The sequence below is a fragment of the Halorubrum sp. CSM-61 genome (assembly GCF_003781945.1).
GTDB lineage: Archaea > Halobacteriota > Halobacteria > Halobacteriales > Haloferacaceae > Halorubrum.
In genome coordinates, this window is record NZ_RJJW01000003.1 from 135,473 (window position 1) to 150,807 (window position 15,335).

The following is a 15,335-nucleotide window of genomic DNA, read 5'->3' on the forward strand; positions in this document are numbered from 1 at the left end:
CACCCTCACCGGACGTATAAAAACACGTCGCCGATCGGCGGTCCGACGCGGCGCTCGAACTTCCACGGGTCTTCTGTCAGTCGTCGGCGTACAGCGAGCTGAGGATGAACTCGTCGATCGCCTTGCGAGCCTCCTCGGGCGCGTCTTCGTGCCCGAGCGCCATCCGGCGTCCGCGCGCGGCGTGGATGACGTCGGTAATGAGCTGCCCCATCCGCTCGGCGTCGACGGGGGCGAAATCGCCCCGTTCGATCCCCTCCTCAACGACCTCGACGATGCTCCCGCGAACCCGGTCGTAGTGCTCGTTGAAGATCTCCCGGTGGTCGCCGTCGTTCTGCGCGTGGGTGTACAGCTCGTGGTACACCTTCATGCGGTCCCAGTGGCCGAACTCCTCGAACTCCGGCCCGAAGAGGCACTGATCGATCCGCGCGTCGAGCTCGGACCGGGGGTCGTCGCTCCCGTCGACCTCCACGCTGCCCTCGTACTGGTCGATGACGTACTCCAAGAACGCGGACAGCAGGTCGTACTTCCCGTCGAAGTGGTAGTGGATCACCTGCCGCGTCAGGTCCATCTCCTCGCCGATATCTCGCATTCGGAGGTCTTTGTACCCGTGCTTGCTCAGCGCACGGAACGTGGCCTCCATGATCACCTCCTCGGTGTCCTTGGAGGAGACCGTCTCGCGGGAGTCGCTCATACGACCCCCTCCGGCGGTGAGGCATATAAGCGATCCCACCGTACTTTACCAAGCAGTAAACTTTTACCCTCATGGTCAAACGGTACACTCACACATGACACGAAAGATCATTCAGAACGGGACGGTCGTCACGCTGGATCCGGATATCGGGGACCTCGACGAGGCGGACGTACTGATCGAGGACGGAGAGATCGTCGAGGTCGGGCACGGGCTCTCGACGGAGAACGCGGAGGTCATCGACGCCGCCGACCAGATCGTCGTTCCCGGCTTCGTCGACTCGCACATCCACCTCGCGCAGACGCAGGTCAGGGGCATCGCCGGGGACTGGTCGCTGATGAACGAGTACTTCGACCACATGCTCGGCAACATCACCGGGCTCTACCGGCCCGAGGACATGTACCTCGGCGGCCTCTTCGGCGCCTTCGAGAAGCTCCACACGGGGACGACCACCGCGCTGGACTGGTCGTACCCCAACACGCTCGAACACGGCGAACGCGCCGTCGACGCGCTGAAAGACGCCGGACTGCGCGCGGTGTACACCTACGGGCCGCCGGGCGACGACTCGGCGAAGTGGTGGTACGAGAGCGACGTGGGTCTCCCCGAGGAGAACATCCGCCAGCTCCACGAGGAGCGGATCCGCGACGACGACCTGCTCAGCCTGGCGCTCGGGCTCCGCGGGCCGGACTTCTGTACCGACGAGACCGCCCGGGCGGACTTGGAACTGGCGCGCGATCTGGGGGCGCTCTCGACCATCCACATGGGCGCCGCGCGTGGCCCTCCTCGGAGTACGGCGGCGACTACCAGGGGTTCGGCTGTATCGAGGACATGCTCGGTCCCGACGTCAACGTCGCCCACGGCAACCACTTCTCGCAGGAGGACATCGATCACGCCGTCGAGCAGGGCGTCTCGTTCTCGTCGACGCCGGAGGTCGAGATGCAGATGGGTCACGGCATCCCCGTCACCGGGAAGGTGCTCGAAGCGGGCGGGCGCCCGACGTGGGGCGTCGACGTCTGCTCGAACGTCAGCGGCGACATGGGCAGCCAGATGCGGATCGGGATGCAGCTCCAGCGCATGTTCGACAACCAGGCGGTCCTGGAGGGCGACGAGGAGGTCACCGAGGTGAGCATCTCCGCGCGCGACACCCTCGAGATGGCCACCGTCGAGGGCGCGAAGGCGCTCGGGCTGGACGACGAGATCGGGACGATCACCCCCGGAAAGCGCGCGGACCTCGTTTGCTTCGACGCGAACGACTTCATGACGGCACCCTCGCACTCCCCGGTCCAGACCGTCGTGTTCCAGGCGGACACATCTCACATCGACACCGTGCTCGTCGACGGCGAGGTCGTCAAGCGCGACGGCGAGCTGACGAACCCGAAGGTCGGCGAGGAGTTCGACCGGTTCGTCGAATCGGGATGGCGCCTGCTCGACGAGGCCGGGATCGACCTGTAGGCCCGCCGATCCGGGACGCGATCCGCAGGCGAATCGGACGACACGCGTTTTACGAGCCGGTAAAACTTTAGCCGCCTCGGGCGCACGTACGGCTGTATGTCACTTCTGAACGGGACGGTAAGCGGTTCGTACCGGAGCGAGGTCGGCGCGTGCCGGACGGATGGACGCACCGGGGTGGTGTCGGCGTGACCGACGGCGAGTCGACCGGCGACTCGAAATCGGCAGGTGACCCCCCGTCCGCGATCGGCCGCGCGCTGTACGGCGGCGTCCTCGCGTACATGGCGCTCGACGGGTTCAAGAACAACGAGAAACGGGTCGAGGTCGCCGAAGCGAAGGGCGTTCCCATGCCGGACGTGCTCGTGCCGTTCGTCACCGGAATGTTGTTCGTCGCCAACCTCGGCGTCGTCTTCTGGAAGTTCCCGCGTGCCTCGGCCGGCGCGCTGATCGCGTTCTTCCTCGGGACGACCCCCGCGATCCACGACTTCTGGACGATGGAGGGGAAGGAACGCCACGGCAACAAGATCAACTTCCTGAAGAACCTCGCGCTGCTCGGCGGCGCGATCACGCTTCTCGACGCCGCCGACAACGAGGAGTAGTCGCCGGCGACTTGGTCGCCGGCTGCCAGAGGAGCGTAGCGCCTCGCTGCCGCTCGCTTATAAGCGGCTGACAGTCGATCGACGGCGAACACCTCCAAAGCCCCAGCCGCGAGGACTCGATGGGCTCGCTGCGGTCCTCGGTCGGTCGCTATCACTCCCTCCTTGCGGTCCTTGCGTCGCCCGTCTTCGCCCTCGCGGCTGCCCCTTTGAGTCCCACCCGACCGCACCGTAACCGCAGCCTCACGCCTCCCCAGCCTCGTCAGTCGTCCTCCGCGTTGCTCCGGACGACTGACTCCCTCGCACGCGCTTCTCGCGCCCGGTGGGCGCTCGAAGGCGCGCGCCACCGCACCGACCTGTTCATTTATAAGCGATCGCCGCTGCTGCTCACGATCAGTTAAATATTGTATCACTGAGGTTGGTGATGGAGTCCGTGATCGGCGGGGTCCGCGACCGACAACGGTTCGGGGGTGGACGTGATAGAGCCCGAACCGACGAACCGTCGACTTCGATCAATGAAAGAAGCGCGCACACGCGACGACGAGATCCCGGACCGACTGACGCTTCACGTCGGGGGCGAAGAGCGGCTGTTCGAGCGGGCTCGCGCTCGCCCGCGCCCGAACGAGCTCGTCGTCTCCCCGGTCGAACTCCACCAGCGGAACGTCCAGCGCCGGCTCCGCGAGGCGCGGCTGCCGAGCGACGCCTTCCGCTTCGCGGACCCGGTCGAGATCTGTCTCCGCGCGTTGGAGGCGGCGGGGCGACCGACCGCGGCCGTGGACCGCGTCGACCGCCTCGCGCTGATCCGGTCGATACTCGACGCCGCGGCGGCCGACGACTCGACGGACCCCTCTCGTTCCACCGACCTCCCCCTTCCGACGGGGGCGTCGTCGCGGGACCCGCGGCGCGTCGAGCAGATCCGGACCGAAGTCGAGGCGATCACCAACTTCCACTCGGAGCGGATCGCGGCGTGGACGGAGACGGCCGGCGGGCTCGACGGCCCGATCGACGAGGGGGCGGCGGAGCTCCTCGACGCCGCGCTCGCGATCGAACGCGAGCTGCGGGACCGAACCGCGGAGGCGGTCTCCGAGACGGCGCTCCTGCGCCGGGCGACGCGAGCGATCGCCGCGACGAACGGGTCGGCATGGGACGAAGCGTATCCGGGGATCGAGCGGATCACGCTCCTCGGGCTCTCCAGCCTGTCCGCGCCGCACACCGACCTCCTCAACGCGCTGCTGGCCGTCACGCCCGTCGCGGCCCACGTCCACTTCCGAGAGGGGACCGGCGAGTACCTCCGGCGTCGGGTCCCCGACCTCCTCGCCGTCGACGACCCCGGAACGGAGGCGTTCGAATGACGGGGGCCGACCGGCTCGCGCTCTCGGCGCCGATCGAGGCGCCCGACGCCCCCGTGATCGAGATCGCGTCTCCGACGCGCCGGGACGAGGCGCGCAGCGCGCTGGCGGTCGCGACCGCGCTCCGAGACGCGGACGTTCCGGTCCGAGACGTCGCCGTCGCGGTCCGCGACCTCGATCCCTACGAGGAGCCGCTGTTCCGGGCGGCGCTCCGGCACGGGATCGCGCCCGTGTTCTGGACCCAACTCCGCGTGACCCGGACCCGCCCGTACGCCCTCGTCGAGTCGGTGTGCGAGGCGCTGGCCGGAGAGGCCGTAGACCGCGAGGCGCTGCTCCGTCCCCTCGAAATCCGGTGGTCGCCGGCGGCTCCCCCCGGCTCCGATACGCAGCCGACGGAGTGGCCGATCGAGCCCGAGGCGATCCACCGGGTCCGAGAGTCCCTCCCGGACGGCTCGCGATCGATCCCGGAGTGGATCGAAGTGATCGAGGCGATCGACGCGACCGAGGGCGTCGACGACCGGTTCCGGCGGTTCGCCCAGTGGCTCGAGGACTCCCCGGCGCCGGAGCCGGCGTCGGTCGCCTCGCTGCTCGGCGAGGTGATCGAGGGATACGCCGACCGCGGGCTCCCGGAGACGAAGGCCGCGGACGCGCCGGCGCTGCTCGACACCGAGACCGACGCCCGTGCGGTCGTGCGGGTCCGCACCCTCGTCCGACAGCTGCGCCGCAAGTTCGCGGACCGGCTCGACGAGGGGACGCTGGAGCGCTCGTGGGACGCCGCCGCCGATCTGGCCGGCGAGATCGCCACGCAGCGCCCCGGTCGCCGGGAGCACTCGAACGCCCGCGCGCTCGACGTCTTCGAGGCGAACGACGTCTGGGCGCTCGACGTCCCCTACGTGATCGCCGTCGGACTGACGGCCGAGGAGTGGCCGCGGCCGACGCGGTCCGCGTTGCCGCCGGAGTTTCAGGAGGCGGTCCTCCGGGGCGGTGAAGGGTCCGAGACGCTCGCGCCGCGGCCGGCGTGGGTCGGCGGTCGCGACCGCGACCAGTTCGTCGACGCGCTCCGGGCGGCGGGGGACTGCGTCGTCGTCACCCGCCACACGCGGACCGCCGGCGGCGACGACGTGGCCCGCTCCCCGCTGCTCGACCACGTCGAGACGCGGCGGGTCTCCGAGGCGTCTCGACGGCGGTTGGTCGGGACCGATCGGGAGCTCCCGCCGGCGCTGCGGGAGGTCGTCGGCGACGGTACCGAAAGCGGCGCCGCCGCGGAGGAGGGACCGTGAGTGACGGTCTCGGCGACGCCGAGCCCCTCAGGCTGCGAGGCGCCCAGCGGGAGATCCGGGACGCGTACTTCGCGGCCGACGCCGGGCTGTTCACTCTCGACTGCGTTCCGGGGGCCGGCAAGTCGGTCGTCGCCCACCACGTCGCCGCCGAGGACCTCCTCCGCCGATACGCGTCGGGCGACCCGACGCCCGAACAGCACGTCGCGGTGGTCTCGTTCAACCGCGACGAGGCGGCCGAGATCGTGCCGGCGATCTGCGACCGGCTGCGGGCGATCGTCGAGGGCGACCTCGTCCCCGCCGCGGCCGACGTCTCCGAGGCGGAGCTCCGATACCTCCAACAGCGCGTTCGACAGGCTCCCTACGCGGGCACCGTCGACGGGTTCCTGCGCGGGATGTTCCGGGAGTTCGCGGGCGACGTCGGCTTCGACGAGACGCCGTCGGTCGGGAACGACGCGCTGATAAAGCGGGTCCACCGCGACTGCTACGAGTCGCTCCGCGAGGACCCGGAACAGGCCCGGCGGCTCCGCGACCTCGAGGCCGCGTATCCGGCGGGCGAGTACGACGCGGGCGTCGACGAGATGCTCGCGGACGCGCTGACGTACTGCCGCGATCGGCGCCTCTCGACCGAGGCATTTCGGTCGGAGATAACCAAGACCCGCGACTCGGTCTATCCGGGCGGGAAACCCGGCTCGTTCGACGATATCGTGCGGTCGGTCGAACTATTCGTCGAGGGAGGGGAAGCGAGCGATGGAGGAGCCGCCGACCGCGCCCGCGAGGCGGTGTCCGGCTCGGACCGAGCGCGCCTGCTCGACGCCGACCGCGAGCTGTACGACGCGTGGGACGCGCGCATCGACGACTTCTGCGCCGTCCTCTCGGCGTACCGCGCCCGCTACCGAGAGGCGGTCCGCGAGCGCGGCGCGGTCTCGCACACCGACGTCGCGTACCTCGTGGACGCGTACTTCGAGGAGTCGGACTCGCGGTCTGACCTGCCGGAACCGTTCCGTTCGGTCGACGACGCGCGCCGCGATCGGCTGCTCCGAACGTACCGCTCGCGGATCCGGAGCCTGGTCGTCGACGAGGCGCAGGACGTCTCCGCCGTCCAGCACGCCGCGCTCTCGCACGTCGTGACGAGCGACGCGCGGGTGTTCGCCTGCGGCGACCCCCTGCAGGGGATCTACCTGTGGCGCCACGCCGACCCGCGGTGGTTCGTCGCGGCGACGGCGGAGGGGACCTACCTCGGCGTGGACTGGGCGGTCCACGAGAACCGGACGGCGACCACCACCTACCGGTGCGTGCCCGACGTCGCCGCGGCGACAAACGCGATCGCCGAGCCCATATTCGACGATCCGGCGCGCGGCGATATCGGCGACCTCGACGCCTCGTACGCGCGGTTGGACGCGGCCCGCGGCGGCGGCGAGAGTGGTGTGAAGGACGACGATCAGGACGGCGGCGATTCCCCCGCCGTCCACGTCGCGTCGTTCGCCGGCGTCGGTCGCCCCGGCTCCGCGACGTGGGCGAATCCCGACGGCGAGGGCGGGGAGGCGAGCGTGCTCGCGACCCTCGTCTCGCGGGGGCTCGCCGACGGGACGTTCCGCGACGCCGACGGCGACCCGCTGGGCGTCACGGTGCTGTTCCGGCGCGGAACGCGGATGCCCGAGTACGAGGCGGCGTTCGCCGCCGAGGGGCTCCGCGTCCGCACCGCGACCGACGCGCTGTTCGACTCCCCCGCCGTCGAGGCGGTCCTCGCCGTCTGCGAGTGGCTGATCGCGCCCGGGTCCCCGGAGCGCACCGCCGAGCTCCTCACCGAGTCCCCGCTGAGCGCCCCCTTCGACGCGGCCTCCTCCGATCCGACCCCGTTCGAGGCCCGGTCCTGGGACCTCGACCGGGTGCTCGACGACGACCCGGACTCCCTCTCGGTCGCGCAGCGAGAGACGCTCCGCGGGCTCGTCCGGCTTCGCGACCGGTGCGACGCCTTCGCCCGACTCCCGGCGAGCGCGTACGTCGAGGACGTCATCGAGGCGCTCGCGCTACGGGCCGATCCGAGCGGGTGCGTCACCGACGCGGATCCGGACCAGCGGGTCGCCAACCTGGACGCGCTCGTCGAGACGGTCTCCGAGTGGGAGGGGGACGACCGCTTCTCGCCCGCGGAGCTGATCGACCTCGCGGAGCCGTTCCGGGAGGACCCCGCAGTCGGCCCGTCACAGCCGAGCGCGGCCGGGGCCGCCTACGACGTCGAGTTCCGCACGGTCCACCGGGCCAAGGGAGACCAGGACGACGTGGTCGTCGTCGCAGACCCCGGGTTCGACATATGGTCGCGCGGCCCCCACACCCGTCGGTTCGTCGCGCAGGGAGAGATCGCGGGGCTCGCGCCGCCGACGGACACGGACGTGCCCGAGGATATCGCTATCCCTCCGTTCGACGGGGGACTGTACGGCGCCGGGGACGGCTGGGGCCGCGACGTCGGGCTCCGCTGGGCGACGGCTCGATGGCGGGACGCCGCGGGCGACTTCGCCCCGGGGTCCGCCGACTCCGACGCGCTCGTCGGCCCGGAGCGGCTCCGCCGCGTGGCCGAAAACGAACGCGCCGAGGCGTGGCGACTGCTGTACGTGGCGCTGACGCGAGCCCGGGACCACCTCGTCGTTCCGCTCCCTCGCTCGTCCGGTGGAGAGGACCGGCCCCGGGACCGGTGGCTCGACGCGCTCCGCGACGGGCTAGCGTTCCCGCGCGACGGCACCGAGTCCTACGAACTCCGGCTCGACGCGGACCGGAACCGGGACACGAACCGGGACGCGATCGAGGTCGGAGTCAACGACGTGGACCTGTTCGCGGGGCGCGACGAGCCGACGACGGCTCAAACCGGCCGCGGTCGCGTCGCCGCCTCCCCGACGCGGCGCGACCGACTCGACCCGTGGGTCCCCCGGTTTCTGAGTCCCAGCACGATGTACCCGCTGACGGAGGACGCGGACCGGTACGCGCTCGCCCACCTCCTGAACGAGCCGCTGCACACGACCACCAACGAGGTCGCCCACGATCTCCCGCTGCGGTTCGACCGGCTCGGTCCCGAGGAGGTCGGGACGTGTCTCCACGACGCGCTCACGAAACTGGTCACCCGTGGCGTCGGCGAGCGGGCGATCCGGACGACGGACCCCGAGGTGCGCGCCGCCTTCGACGACGCCGTGAACGCGCTCTCGGAACCCGTCGACGAGACCGAACGCGAGGGGATGTTCGCGTTCTTCGGGAGCGTTCTCGACGACTTCCTCGGCTCGGACCTTTGGGACCGGATCGCGGACCCGGCGACCGAGGTCGGCGTCGAACGCCCGCTGGACGGGCTGGCCGAGGTCGGCGACCTCGAGGTCGAGATCCACGGGCGGGCGGACTTCGTCGTCGAGTACCCGAACGGAGAGCGGTTCGTGACCGACGCGAAGATCGCCCTGGCCGAGCCGACTCCCGAGACGCGGCGGCGGTACGAGCTCCAGATCGCGGCGTACGCGTTCCTCGCGGACCAGCGCGGCGCGCGCGATGCGCCCGTCCGCCGGACCGTCGAGACGTTCGGCGTCGCACGCGAGACGACGACGGCCTCGTGGCCGGCCGACATCGTTCACCGGCGGCTGCGACGGCTCCTCGACCGGTGAGATCGCCCCTGGTGCGGCTCTGACGCGAGGCTTTATCCCCCTCCGACGACAATAGTGTATATGAATCCCAAGACTGAGTCCGAGAACACCGAGTCCGCTGACGACGCGTCCGCAGGGAACGCCGGCGCGGAGGTCCGACGACCGACGTCCCTCGACGACGCGGAGGCGCTTGACGCGTTCGTCGCCGACGCGGACGCCGCCCTCGTCGAATTCTACACGGACGGCTGCGGCATCTGCGCGAGCATGGAGCCCGTCCTCGGCAACGTCGCCCGCGAGCTCGACATCCCGGCCGCGCTCGTGAACCCCCGCGACGACCCGCCGCTCGTCGAGCGGTTCGACGTGCGGAGCGTCCCGCTGTTCGTGCTGTTCGTCGACGGCGAGCCCGTCGCGCGGCGCGCGGAGGGGTTCGTCCCGGGCGACGACCTCGCCGCGTGGATCACGGAGCACCTCGCGTAACGGCCGATCGGATCGCACAGCTGGCACTCTCCGAACGGGGAACGGTCGGACGCGAAAAAGCCGTGGTCGCGTCGTCTGCGGGGAGAACGGAGTCGCCTAGAGGCGACCGACGTTCTCGACGGCGACGGACTCGACGCCGTCGACCTCGTTGAACGCTTCCTCGACGGCCTCGGTGCCGCCCGCGCCGTCGGGGACGATGACGGTGGGCAGGAGGGCGACGAGTCCGAACGCGACGTCGTCGCGCTGGAAGCCGCGGATCTTCGCGCCCTGCGGGAGCGACTCCTCGAGCCGGTCCTGCAGGTCGTCGAGGTCCACGTCGGGGCTGTTCGGCATGACCTTGATCTTGGCGGCGACGTCTCCCATGGTCAGGGCCCTCGGAAGCCGCAGTCGGGACACTCGTAGAGGTTGCTCTGCTTCCGGCACTTGGCGCACCGGTGGATCGTCTCGCCGCAGTCGGGGCAGGAGAACCGCGCGGCGTTCATCCCGGCCACCTGAATGCCACAGGAGACACACTGCCGGGTGCCCTGCGTTTCACTCTCGCTCATACAGTGAACCACCACCGCGCGACTTTTAACCGTTGTTCTTTGCCCTCGCTCTCCGTGCCGCCGATTGCGACGAGGTACCGTGGTTCACCCGAGCATGAGCGGCCCGATCAGCACACCCATCAGGTGGACCCGGCGCGCGCCGACCCGCGGCGGGACGAGCCCTAACGCCCCGGCGACGGCGAACACGCCGATCCCGAACGTCCCCGCGAAGGCGTACGAGATCCCCGCGAGCAGCACCAGTACGCCGATCGACAGCCGCGTGTAGTCCGCGTTCCCGACGACGCGGAGGTACGCGTCGCCGATGACCAACACGAGCGCGAACCCGCAGGCCGCGGCGGTCGCGGCCGAGACGAGCAGGATCGGGAGCGCGAAGGGGACCTCGGCGCGGTCGATCGCGACGGTCACGCCCGTTCTGGGCGTTCCGAGCGCGACGAGCGCGAACAGCGCGAATATAGTGTTCGCCGTGTTCGCGCCGCTCGTGGCGACGACGAACCCGCGGTCCGACTCGTCGCGCGGGACCGCCGGCAGCGCCGCGACCGCCGCGATCGCCGCGGAGACGCCCGGCACGTAGCCGACGACCGCGCCGGCGAGCGACCCGCCGCCCGCGCTGACGCCGAGCCCGCGTCGGCTCATCGCGATCCGCGCGTCGGCCTGCGGCGGCACGCCCCCGCCGCCCATCGCGTCGACGAGCACCGGCGCGCCGAACAGCCCGGCGAAAAGCGGCGCGAGGACGCCGCCCGCGTCGAGCGGCGCAACGGGTTCGACGTCGAGCGTCGCGAGGCCGAGCGCGGCGCTCGCGAGGAAGGCGACGAACCCGCCGAGCGCGGCCCGCCTCGACGACTCGGTGAGCACGAGGAAGGCGACGACGCCGCCCAGGAGCAGCGGGAGGTGCTCCCTGACGACGGGGTAGCCGCGCACCATGACCCACGTGATCGGCACCGCCAGCGGAACCGCGAGCGCGACCGCCAGCCCCGATCCGACCGCGGAGAGCCGGACCGCCTCGCGGCCGCGTCCCGCCACCACGAGCCGGTGACCCGGCAGCGCGGCGACCGCCGTAGCGGCGTCCGGGACGCCGAGCGCGAGCGCGGGCACGATGTCGAGGAAGGAGTGGACCACGCCCGCGCCGAGCATCGCGACGCCGACGAGCAGCGGGTCGGCGGAGACCGAGGGAGCGAACCCGGCTAAAAGCAGCGCGAAGTTGTTGGCGTGGAGCCCCGGGACGAGCCCGCTCGCGGTCCCGAGCGCGACGCCCCCGCACAGGAACGCCAGCGCCGCCGCCGCGAACCCCGGGTCGACGACCGGCCGCACGAGCGCGTCCATCGCGACGAGGTGGCCGCGGCTTCCGGCATAAACGTGCGGAGGCGGGAGCTCGTCGCCATCGACACCGACGAAGCCGCGGCTCGATTGTGGGAGAACGAACCGACAGAAACTCGAACCCGCTTACGCCTTCTGGGCCGCCTGCGCCTTCTTCTGGGTGACGTAGCCGGCGATCCGGTTGCGGACGCCCTTCGACTCGACGGTCGTCAGCGCGGTGACGCTGTCCTTGTTCGTCTCGAAGTCCGTGTTGAACGAGTCCGGGTACCGCTCAAGCAGGACGTTCCCGAGCTGCTTGATGTACTTGGGTTTGATGGCCATACCGAGCGATACCGCCGGCCCGAACTAAAAGGGTTCGTTACGCCGCGAGCGGGCCGCAGGCGCGTTCGCGTCGATCGATTTCTCGGTCACGCCCCTCCTTCCTCCCCGCTGTCCCCCGCCCGCTCCCGCCACCCGGTCGCCTCGTCGATCGCGGCGAACGCCTCGCGCTCAGCCGGGCCGCCGCACCGCTCGACCACGTCCGCGAAGTACCGCAGGCGTTCGAGGAGTTCGTCTGTGTCGAACCCCGGAACGTCCAGCCGCGAGACGGCCACCGTCGCGTCGACGACCGCGCCGAACCCGCGGTTGATCGTCGGAACGCGCTCTCTCACGACCGCGCGCTCGACCGGGTCGAGCGCCCACGTCCGGACCGTCGTGTCGCCCTCGGTCTCGCTCCGGATCTCCTCGACTGTCACCTCGACCCACGCGTCGGCGGTCGGGAGCACCGGATCGTCGACCTCGCGAATCGTCAGCGCGGCGTCGACGAACGTCCGCGGGTCGGTCGTGAACTGGACGACGCCGCCGCCGCGCTCCGCGAAGTTCCGCCACGTCCGAGTTCGGCCGTACGTCCGCGCGGTGACGGGCTCGCTCGGGTCGTCCGGTGCGTGAAGCCCGAGCGCCGCGACGTTCCAGCGGTCGTTCGGCCCGAGCGTCGTCACGACCGACTCGGTGACCCCGCGGAGGGCGACCGGCCAGTCAGGAGGCGCGGAAGAGGCGCCGTCGTCGCTCACGGCGCCACCTCCGCACCCCGCCGGAGGGCGACGTACAGCGCCGCGCAGGTGAGGTCGGCGGTCGTCCCGGGGTTGATCCCCTCGTCGACGAACTCGACCGCCAGCTCCTCCGCGGCGTCGAGGTCCGCGACGTGGACCGCGTCGGCGTCGATCTCGGCCCCCTCGACGCCGGCGAGCGCGTCGGAAGCCGGATCCGCTCCGCCCAGCAGCGCGGCCGCCCGCTCGCTGGCCTCGCGGGCCGTCTCCGGGCCGCGGTTCGCCGCGATCAGCGTGTCGGGCTCGGCCGCGAGCAGCCCCAGAAACGCCCGGGCCGCGCGGTCGGTCAGGGGCCCCTCGTCGCTCCGGATCCACTCGGCCGCGCGGAACGTCCGCGGGAACCCCTCGACCCACTCCCGCGCGTTGCGGTCGGGGACCCCGTCGGACTCGGGCGGATCCGCGGAGAGCGCCATCACGTCCCGCAAGGTCGCGTCCCGTTCCCGGAGCGCGGGGGCCGCGTCGCCCCCGCGTCGCACGTCGAGGTCGGCGGCGTCCGCGGGCGGGTCCGCGACCGCGACGTCGACGTGCTCGAACGCGCGGTAGAACGCGATCGCGTCGTCGACGGTCGTCCCTCGGGCGACCCGATCGACGGCCGCGGGGGTGAGATCGCCGTCCGTCCCCCCGCCCGCGACCGTCGCCCGCACCAGCGGGACGAGCAGCAGGAGGCAGCCGAACTGGGTGTTCGTCCCTGCCCGGGCCGCCATCCCCTCGACGCCGCGCTCGAAGGCGCGGCCGACCGTCGCCGCTTCGTCCGCGCCTGCTTCTCCGTCCGCGCCCGTTCCTCCGTCCGCGGCCAGTTCCAGCCCCTCGCGGGCGCCGACCGCCCCGCCGAGGAACGCCTCGAACCGGAGGTCGGCGAGGTCGCGGTGCCGGTCGACGTTGCCGGGCTTCGGCGTCCCGGCCACCTCCAGTAAGAGCGCGAGCGTCGCGTCGTCGACGGGGTCCCGTCTCACGGCGGTGCCTCCGGCGGGTCCGCGTCGCCCGCCGCGAGCAACTGCCCCTTCCGCCACACAGCCACCGCGTCGGCGACTCGGGAGAGGGCCGGCGGGCGCTCGCTTGGCCGGCCGACGCTCACGGCGTCCGCGCCGTAGGCGGCGTACTCCGCGACGGTCGCCCGGCCCCGTACGCCGTTGTTGGCGATCACGGTGAGGCCGTCGCGGGGGCGCTCGGCCTCGCCGGTCGTCCGACCGGCGGTCAGTTCCTGGACGACCGCCTCCGAGTCCATCGCGTCGACGTGGAGCCAGTCGGCGCCAGCGTCGGCGACCGCGTCCGCGACGGCGACGAGGTCGACGTCGGGGACCTCCGCGCGGACCTTCACGCTCGTCGTCGCGCCGGTCTCGGCGGCGGCGGAGACGTACTCGGCCAGCCGGTCCGCGTCCCGGAGGAGCGACTCGCCGCAGCCGACCGCGCGCAGTTCGGGCTGTCGGCAGTGCGCGTTCACCTCGCAGACCGCGCCGCGCTCGGCGCAGATCTCCGCTGCCTCGCGGACCGGGTCGACGGTCGCGCTCCGGACGTTGACGCCGGGTCGGAGCGAGTCGTCGGCGAGCCGGTCTAGCTGGCGAGCGATCCACGCGAGCGGGTCCTCGGGGAGGAACTCCGAGCGGTCGCGGGCGACGAGGTCGCGCGCGGCGGCCCGACTCGCCGGGTCGAGCGCGATTCCCCCGAGGACCGCGGCGTCGACGTGCGGGGCCGCGGCCCGCGCCCAGTCGGCGTCGGACGCGCCACTGAGGCTGGCCGCGACGAGGAACGGCGGGGCGGACTCGGCGTCGCTCGCCGTCACTCCGCCACCTCCGGGTCCGCTTCCGGTCCCGTCTCCCCGTCCGTCACCGCCGCCAGCGCGCGCTCGCACGCCCGGGAAACGCGCTCGGCGTCGTCCGCGTCGTCGATGCGGGTGTCGGTGCGCTCGACGTGTCGGTCCGGCAGCTCGGTCGGGTCGCCGTCGTCGAGGACGAACGCGTCCGCGAACGGGTACGCGTCTGCGACGCCCGCGGTCGAGGGCTCGCGGCCGACGCCTTCCATCAGGTCGGCGGCGGGCCCGGAGAAGACCTCGTCGCCGACGAACGGCGAGACGGCGACCACGGGGGGAGCCTCCAGCGCCGCCTCGACGCCCGGGAGCGCGAGCATCGGCCCGACGCTCGTCACGGGGTTGGAGGGGCCGATGACGACCGGGTCGGCGAGAGCCTCCTCGACGGCGGGGGTGGGCTCCGCGTCGTCCGCGCCCCGGAACTCCACGTCGGCGACGGCGGGATCGCCCCGGCGCGCCACCCAGTACTCCTGGAAGTGGACCGTCTCGCCTGCCTCGGTGTGGATCAGCGTCGCGACCGGGTCGTCGGACATCGGGTGGAGGTCGACGTCGAGGTCGAAGGCGTCCGCGAGGACCCGGATCGCCTCGGTGAGCGTCTGGCCCTCGTCGAGCAGGCTCGTGCGCGTGACGTGGACCGCACGGTCGCGGTCCCCGATTTCCATGAACTCGCCCACGCCCGAGAAGCGCCGCCAGCGCGCGATCTCGCGGCCCGCCGTCTGCGCCGCGTCGCCGAGGTAGCGGGGGCCCGTCTCGAGTCCGGCCGCCTCGGTGAGCCGGCGCAGCTCCTCGTGAGTCGCCGTCGTGTCCTCCGCGATCCCCCACCACGTCTCGCGGTCGAGGACGCCGCCGCCGGCGAACAGCACGGTGTCGACGTCGGGGCAGACGAGGTGGCCGCCGAGCTCGACGTCGTCGCCCGTGTTCGCGACGACCGCGATCTCGGCGGGCTCGAACACGCGGGTCGCCCCGTCGAGGAGCTTCGGCGTCCCCGTGCCGCCGGCGAGGAACGTGACCATACCCGAAGAAGACGACCGGCGGATTTGTATCCTCGCCTCCGAGGGCGACGAGACGGATCCGGGTGGATGTAACGGATCTATTTATAAGGGATCGACGACGATCAACCGATCTTCACGGTCGGCG

Annotated in this window: 14 protein-coding genes and 1 pseudogene; 6 read left to right on the forward strand and 9 right to left on the reverse strand. The window is 71.8% G+C overall.

The features are described 5' to 3' along the window. Positions 1-76: 76 nt before the first annotated feature. On the reverse strand, positions 77-691 hold the full coding sequence (locus EDM04_RS06425; RefSeq protein ID WP_123620316.1) for a TetR/AcrR family transcriptional regulator: 615 nt from the start codon (positions 689-691) through the stop codon (positions 77-79). Between the two features lie 94 nt (positions 692-785). Here EDM04_RS06425 and EDM04_RS19030 point away from each other — a divergent pair. From EDM04_RS19030 to EDM04_RS06455, 6 genes and pseudogenes are all read left to right on the forward strand, one after another. After that, positions 786-2,140, forward strand: a pseudogene (locus tag EDM04_RS19030) (amidohydrolase family protein). Between the two features lie 185 nt (positions 2,141-2,325). After that, a complete protein-coding gene (locus EDM04_RS06435; protein WP_123620877.1) occupies positions 2,326-2,736 on the forward strand; it encodes a DoxX family protein in 411 nt (136 codons plus the stop codon). A gap of 512 nt (positions 2,737-3,248) precedes the next feature. Next, positions 3,249-4,085, forward strand: a complete 837-nt coding sequence (locus EDM04_RS06440; RefSeq protein WP_123620317.1) for a hypothetical protein — start codon at positions 3,249-3,251, stop codon at positions 4,083-4,085. Then, positions 4,082-5,362 (forward strand): hypothetical protein, encoded by a 1,281-nt coding sequence (locus EDM04_RS06445; protein ID WP_123620318.1) that lies wholly within the window; start codon positions 4,082-4,084, stop codon positions 5,360-5,362. The genes EDM04_RS06440 and EDM04_RS06445 overlap by 4 nt, the downstream gene beginning before the upstream one ends. Beyond that, on the forward strand, positions 5,359-8,994 hold the full coding sequence (locus EDM04_RS06450; RefSeq protein WP_123620319.1) for a UvrD-helicase domain-containing protein: 3,636 nt from the start codon (positions 5,359-5,361) through the stop codon (positions 8,992-8,994). The genes EDM04_RS06445 and EDM04_RS06450 overlap by 4 nt, the downstream gene beginning before the upstream one ends. A gap of 60 nt (positions 8,995-9,054) precedes the next feature. Next, positions 9,055-9,450, forward strand: coding sequence for a co-chaperone YbbN (locus EDM04_RS06455; RefSeq protein ID WP_123620320.1), 396 nt, complete (start codon positions 9,055-9,057; stop codon positions 9,448-9,450). Between the two features lie 96 nt (positions 9,451-9,546). Here the strand turns inward: EDM04_RS06455 and EDM04_RS06460 are convergent, their stop codons facing one another. The 8 genes from EDM04_RS06460 to cofD all read right to left on the reverse strand — a co-directional run bounded on the left by EDM04_RS06460 (position 9,547) and on the right by cofD (position 15,211). Beyond that, the gene (locus EDM04_RS06460) at positions 9,547-9,813 is read right to left on the reverse strand and encodes an elongation factor 1-beta (protein ID WP_008007020.1); all 267 of its coding nucleotides are present in this window, start codon (positions 9,811-9,813) and stop codon (positions 9,547-9,549) included. Between the two features lie 2 nt (positions 9,814-9,815). Next, complete coding sequence (locus EDM04_RS06465) at positions 9,816-9,995, reverse strand: HVO_2753 family zinc finger protein (RefSeq protein WP_004047107.1); 180 nt, start codon at positions 9,993-9,995, stop codon at positions 9,816-9,818. An 84-nt stretch (positions 9,996-10,079) separates the two neighbouring features. After that, positions 10,080-11,315, reverse strand: coding sequence for a tripartite tricarboxylate transporter permease (locus EDM04_RS06470; protein ID WP_123620321.1), 1,236 nt, complete (start codon positions 11,313-11,315; stop codon positions 10,080-10,082). A gap of 120 nt (positions 11,316-11,435) precedes the next feature. Next, complete coding sequence (locus tag EDM04_RS06475) at positions 11,436-11,630, reverse strand: 30S ribosomal protein S17e (protein WP_123620322.1); 195 nt, start codon at positions 11,628-11,630, stop codon at positions 11,436-11,438. A gap of 86 nt (positions 11,631-11,716) precedes the next feature. Next, a complete protein-coding gene (locus EDM04_RS06480) occupies positions 11,717-12,358 on the reverse strand; it encodes a DUF447 domain-containing protein (RefSeq protein ID WP_123620323.1) in 642 nt (213 codons plus the stop codon). Continuing rightward, entirely contained in the window at positions 12,355-13,347 is a 993-nt protein-coding gene (locus tag EDM04_RS06485) for a triphosphoribosyl-dephospho-CoA synthase (protein ID WP_123620324.1), read from the reverse strand. The genes EDM04_RS06480 and EDM04_RS06485 overlap by 4 nt, the downstream gene beginning before the upstream one ends. Continuing rightward, positions 13,344-14,174 (reverse strand): tRNA-dihydrouridine synthase, encoded by an 831-nt coding sequence (locus tag EDM04_RS06490; RefSeq protein WP_123620325.1) that lies wholly within the window; start codon positions 14,172-14,174, stop codon positions 13,344-13,346. The genes EDM04_RS06485 and EDM04_RS06490 overlap by 4 nt, the downstream gene beginning before the upstream one ends. Next, a complete protein-coding gene (gene cofD, locus EDM04_RS06495; protein ID WP_123620326.1) occupies positions 14,171-15,211 on the reverse strand; it encodes a 2-phospho-L-lactate transferase in 1,041 nt (346 codons plus the stop codon). The genes EDM04_RS06490 and cofD overlap by 4 nt, the downstream gene beginning before the upstream one ends. Between the last annotated feature and the right edge of the window lie 124 nt (positions 15,212-15,335).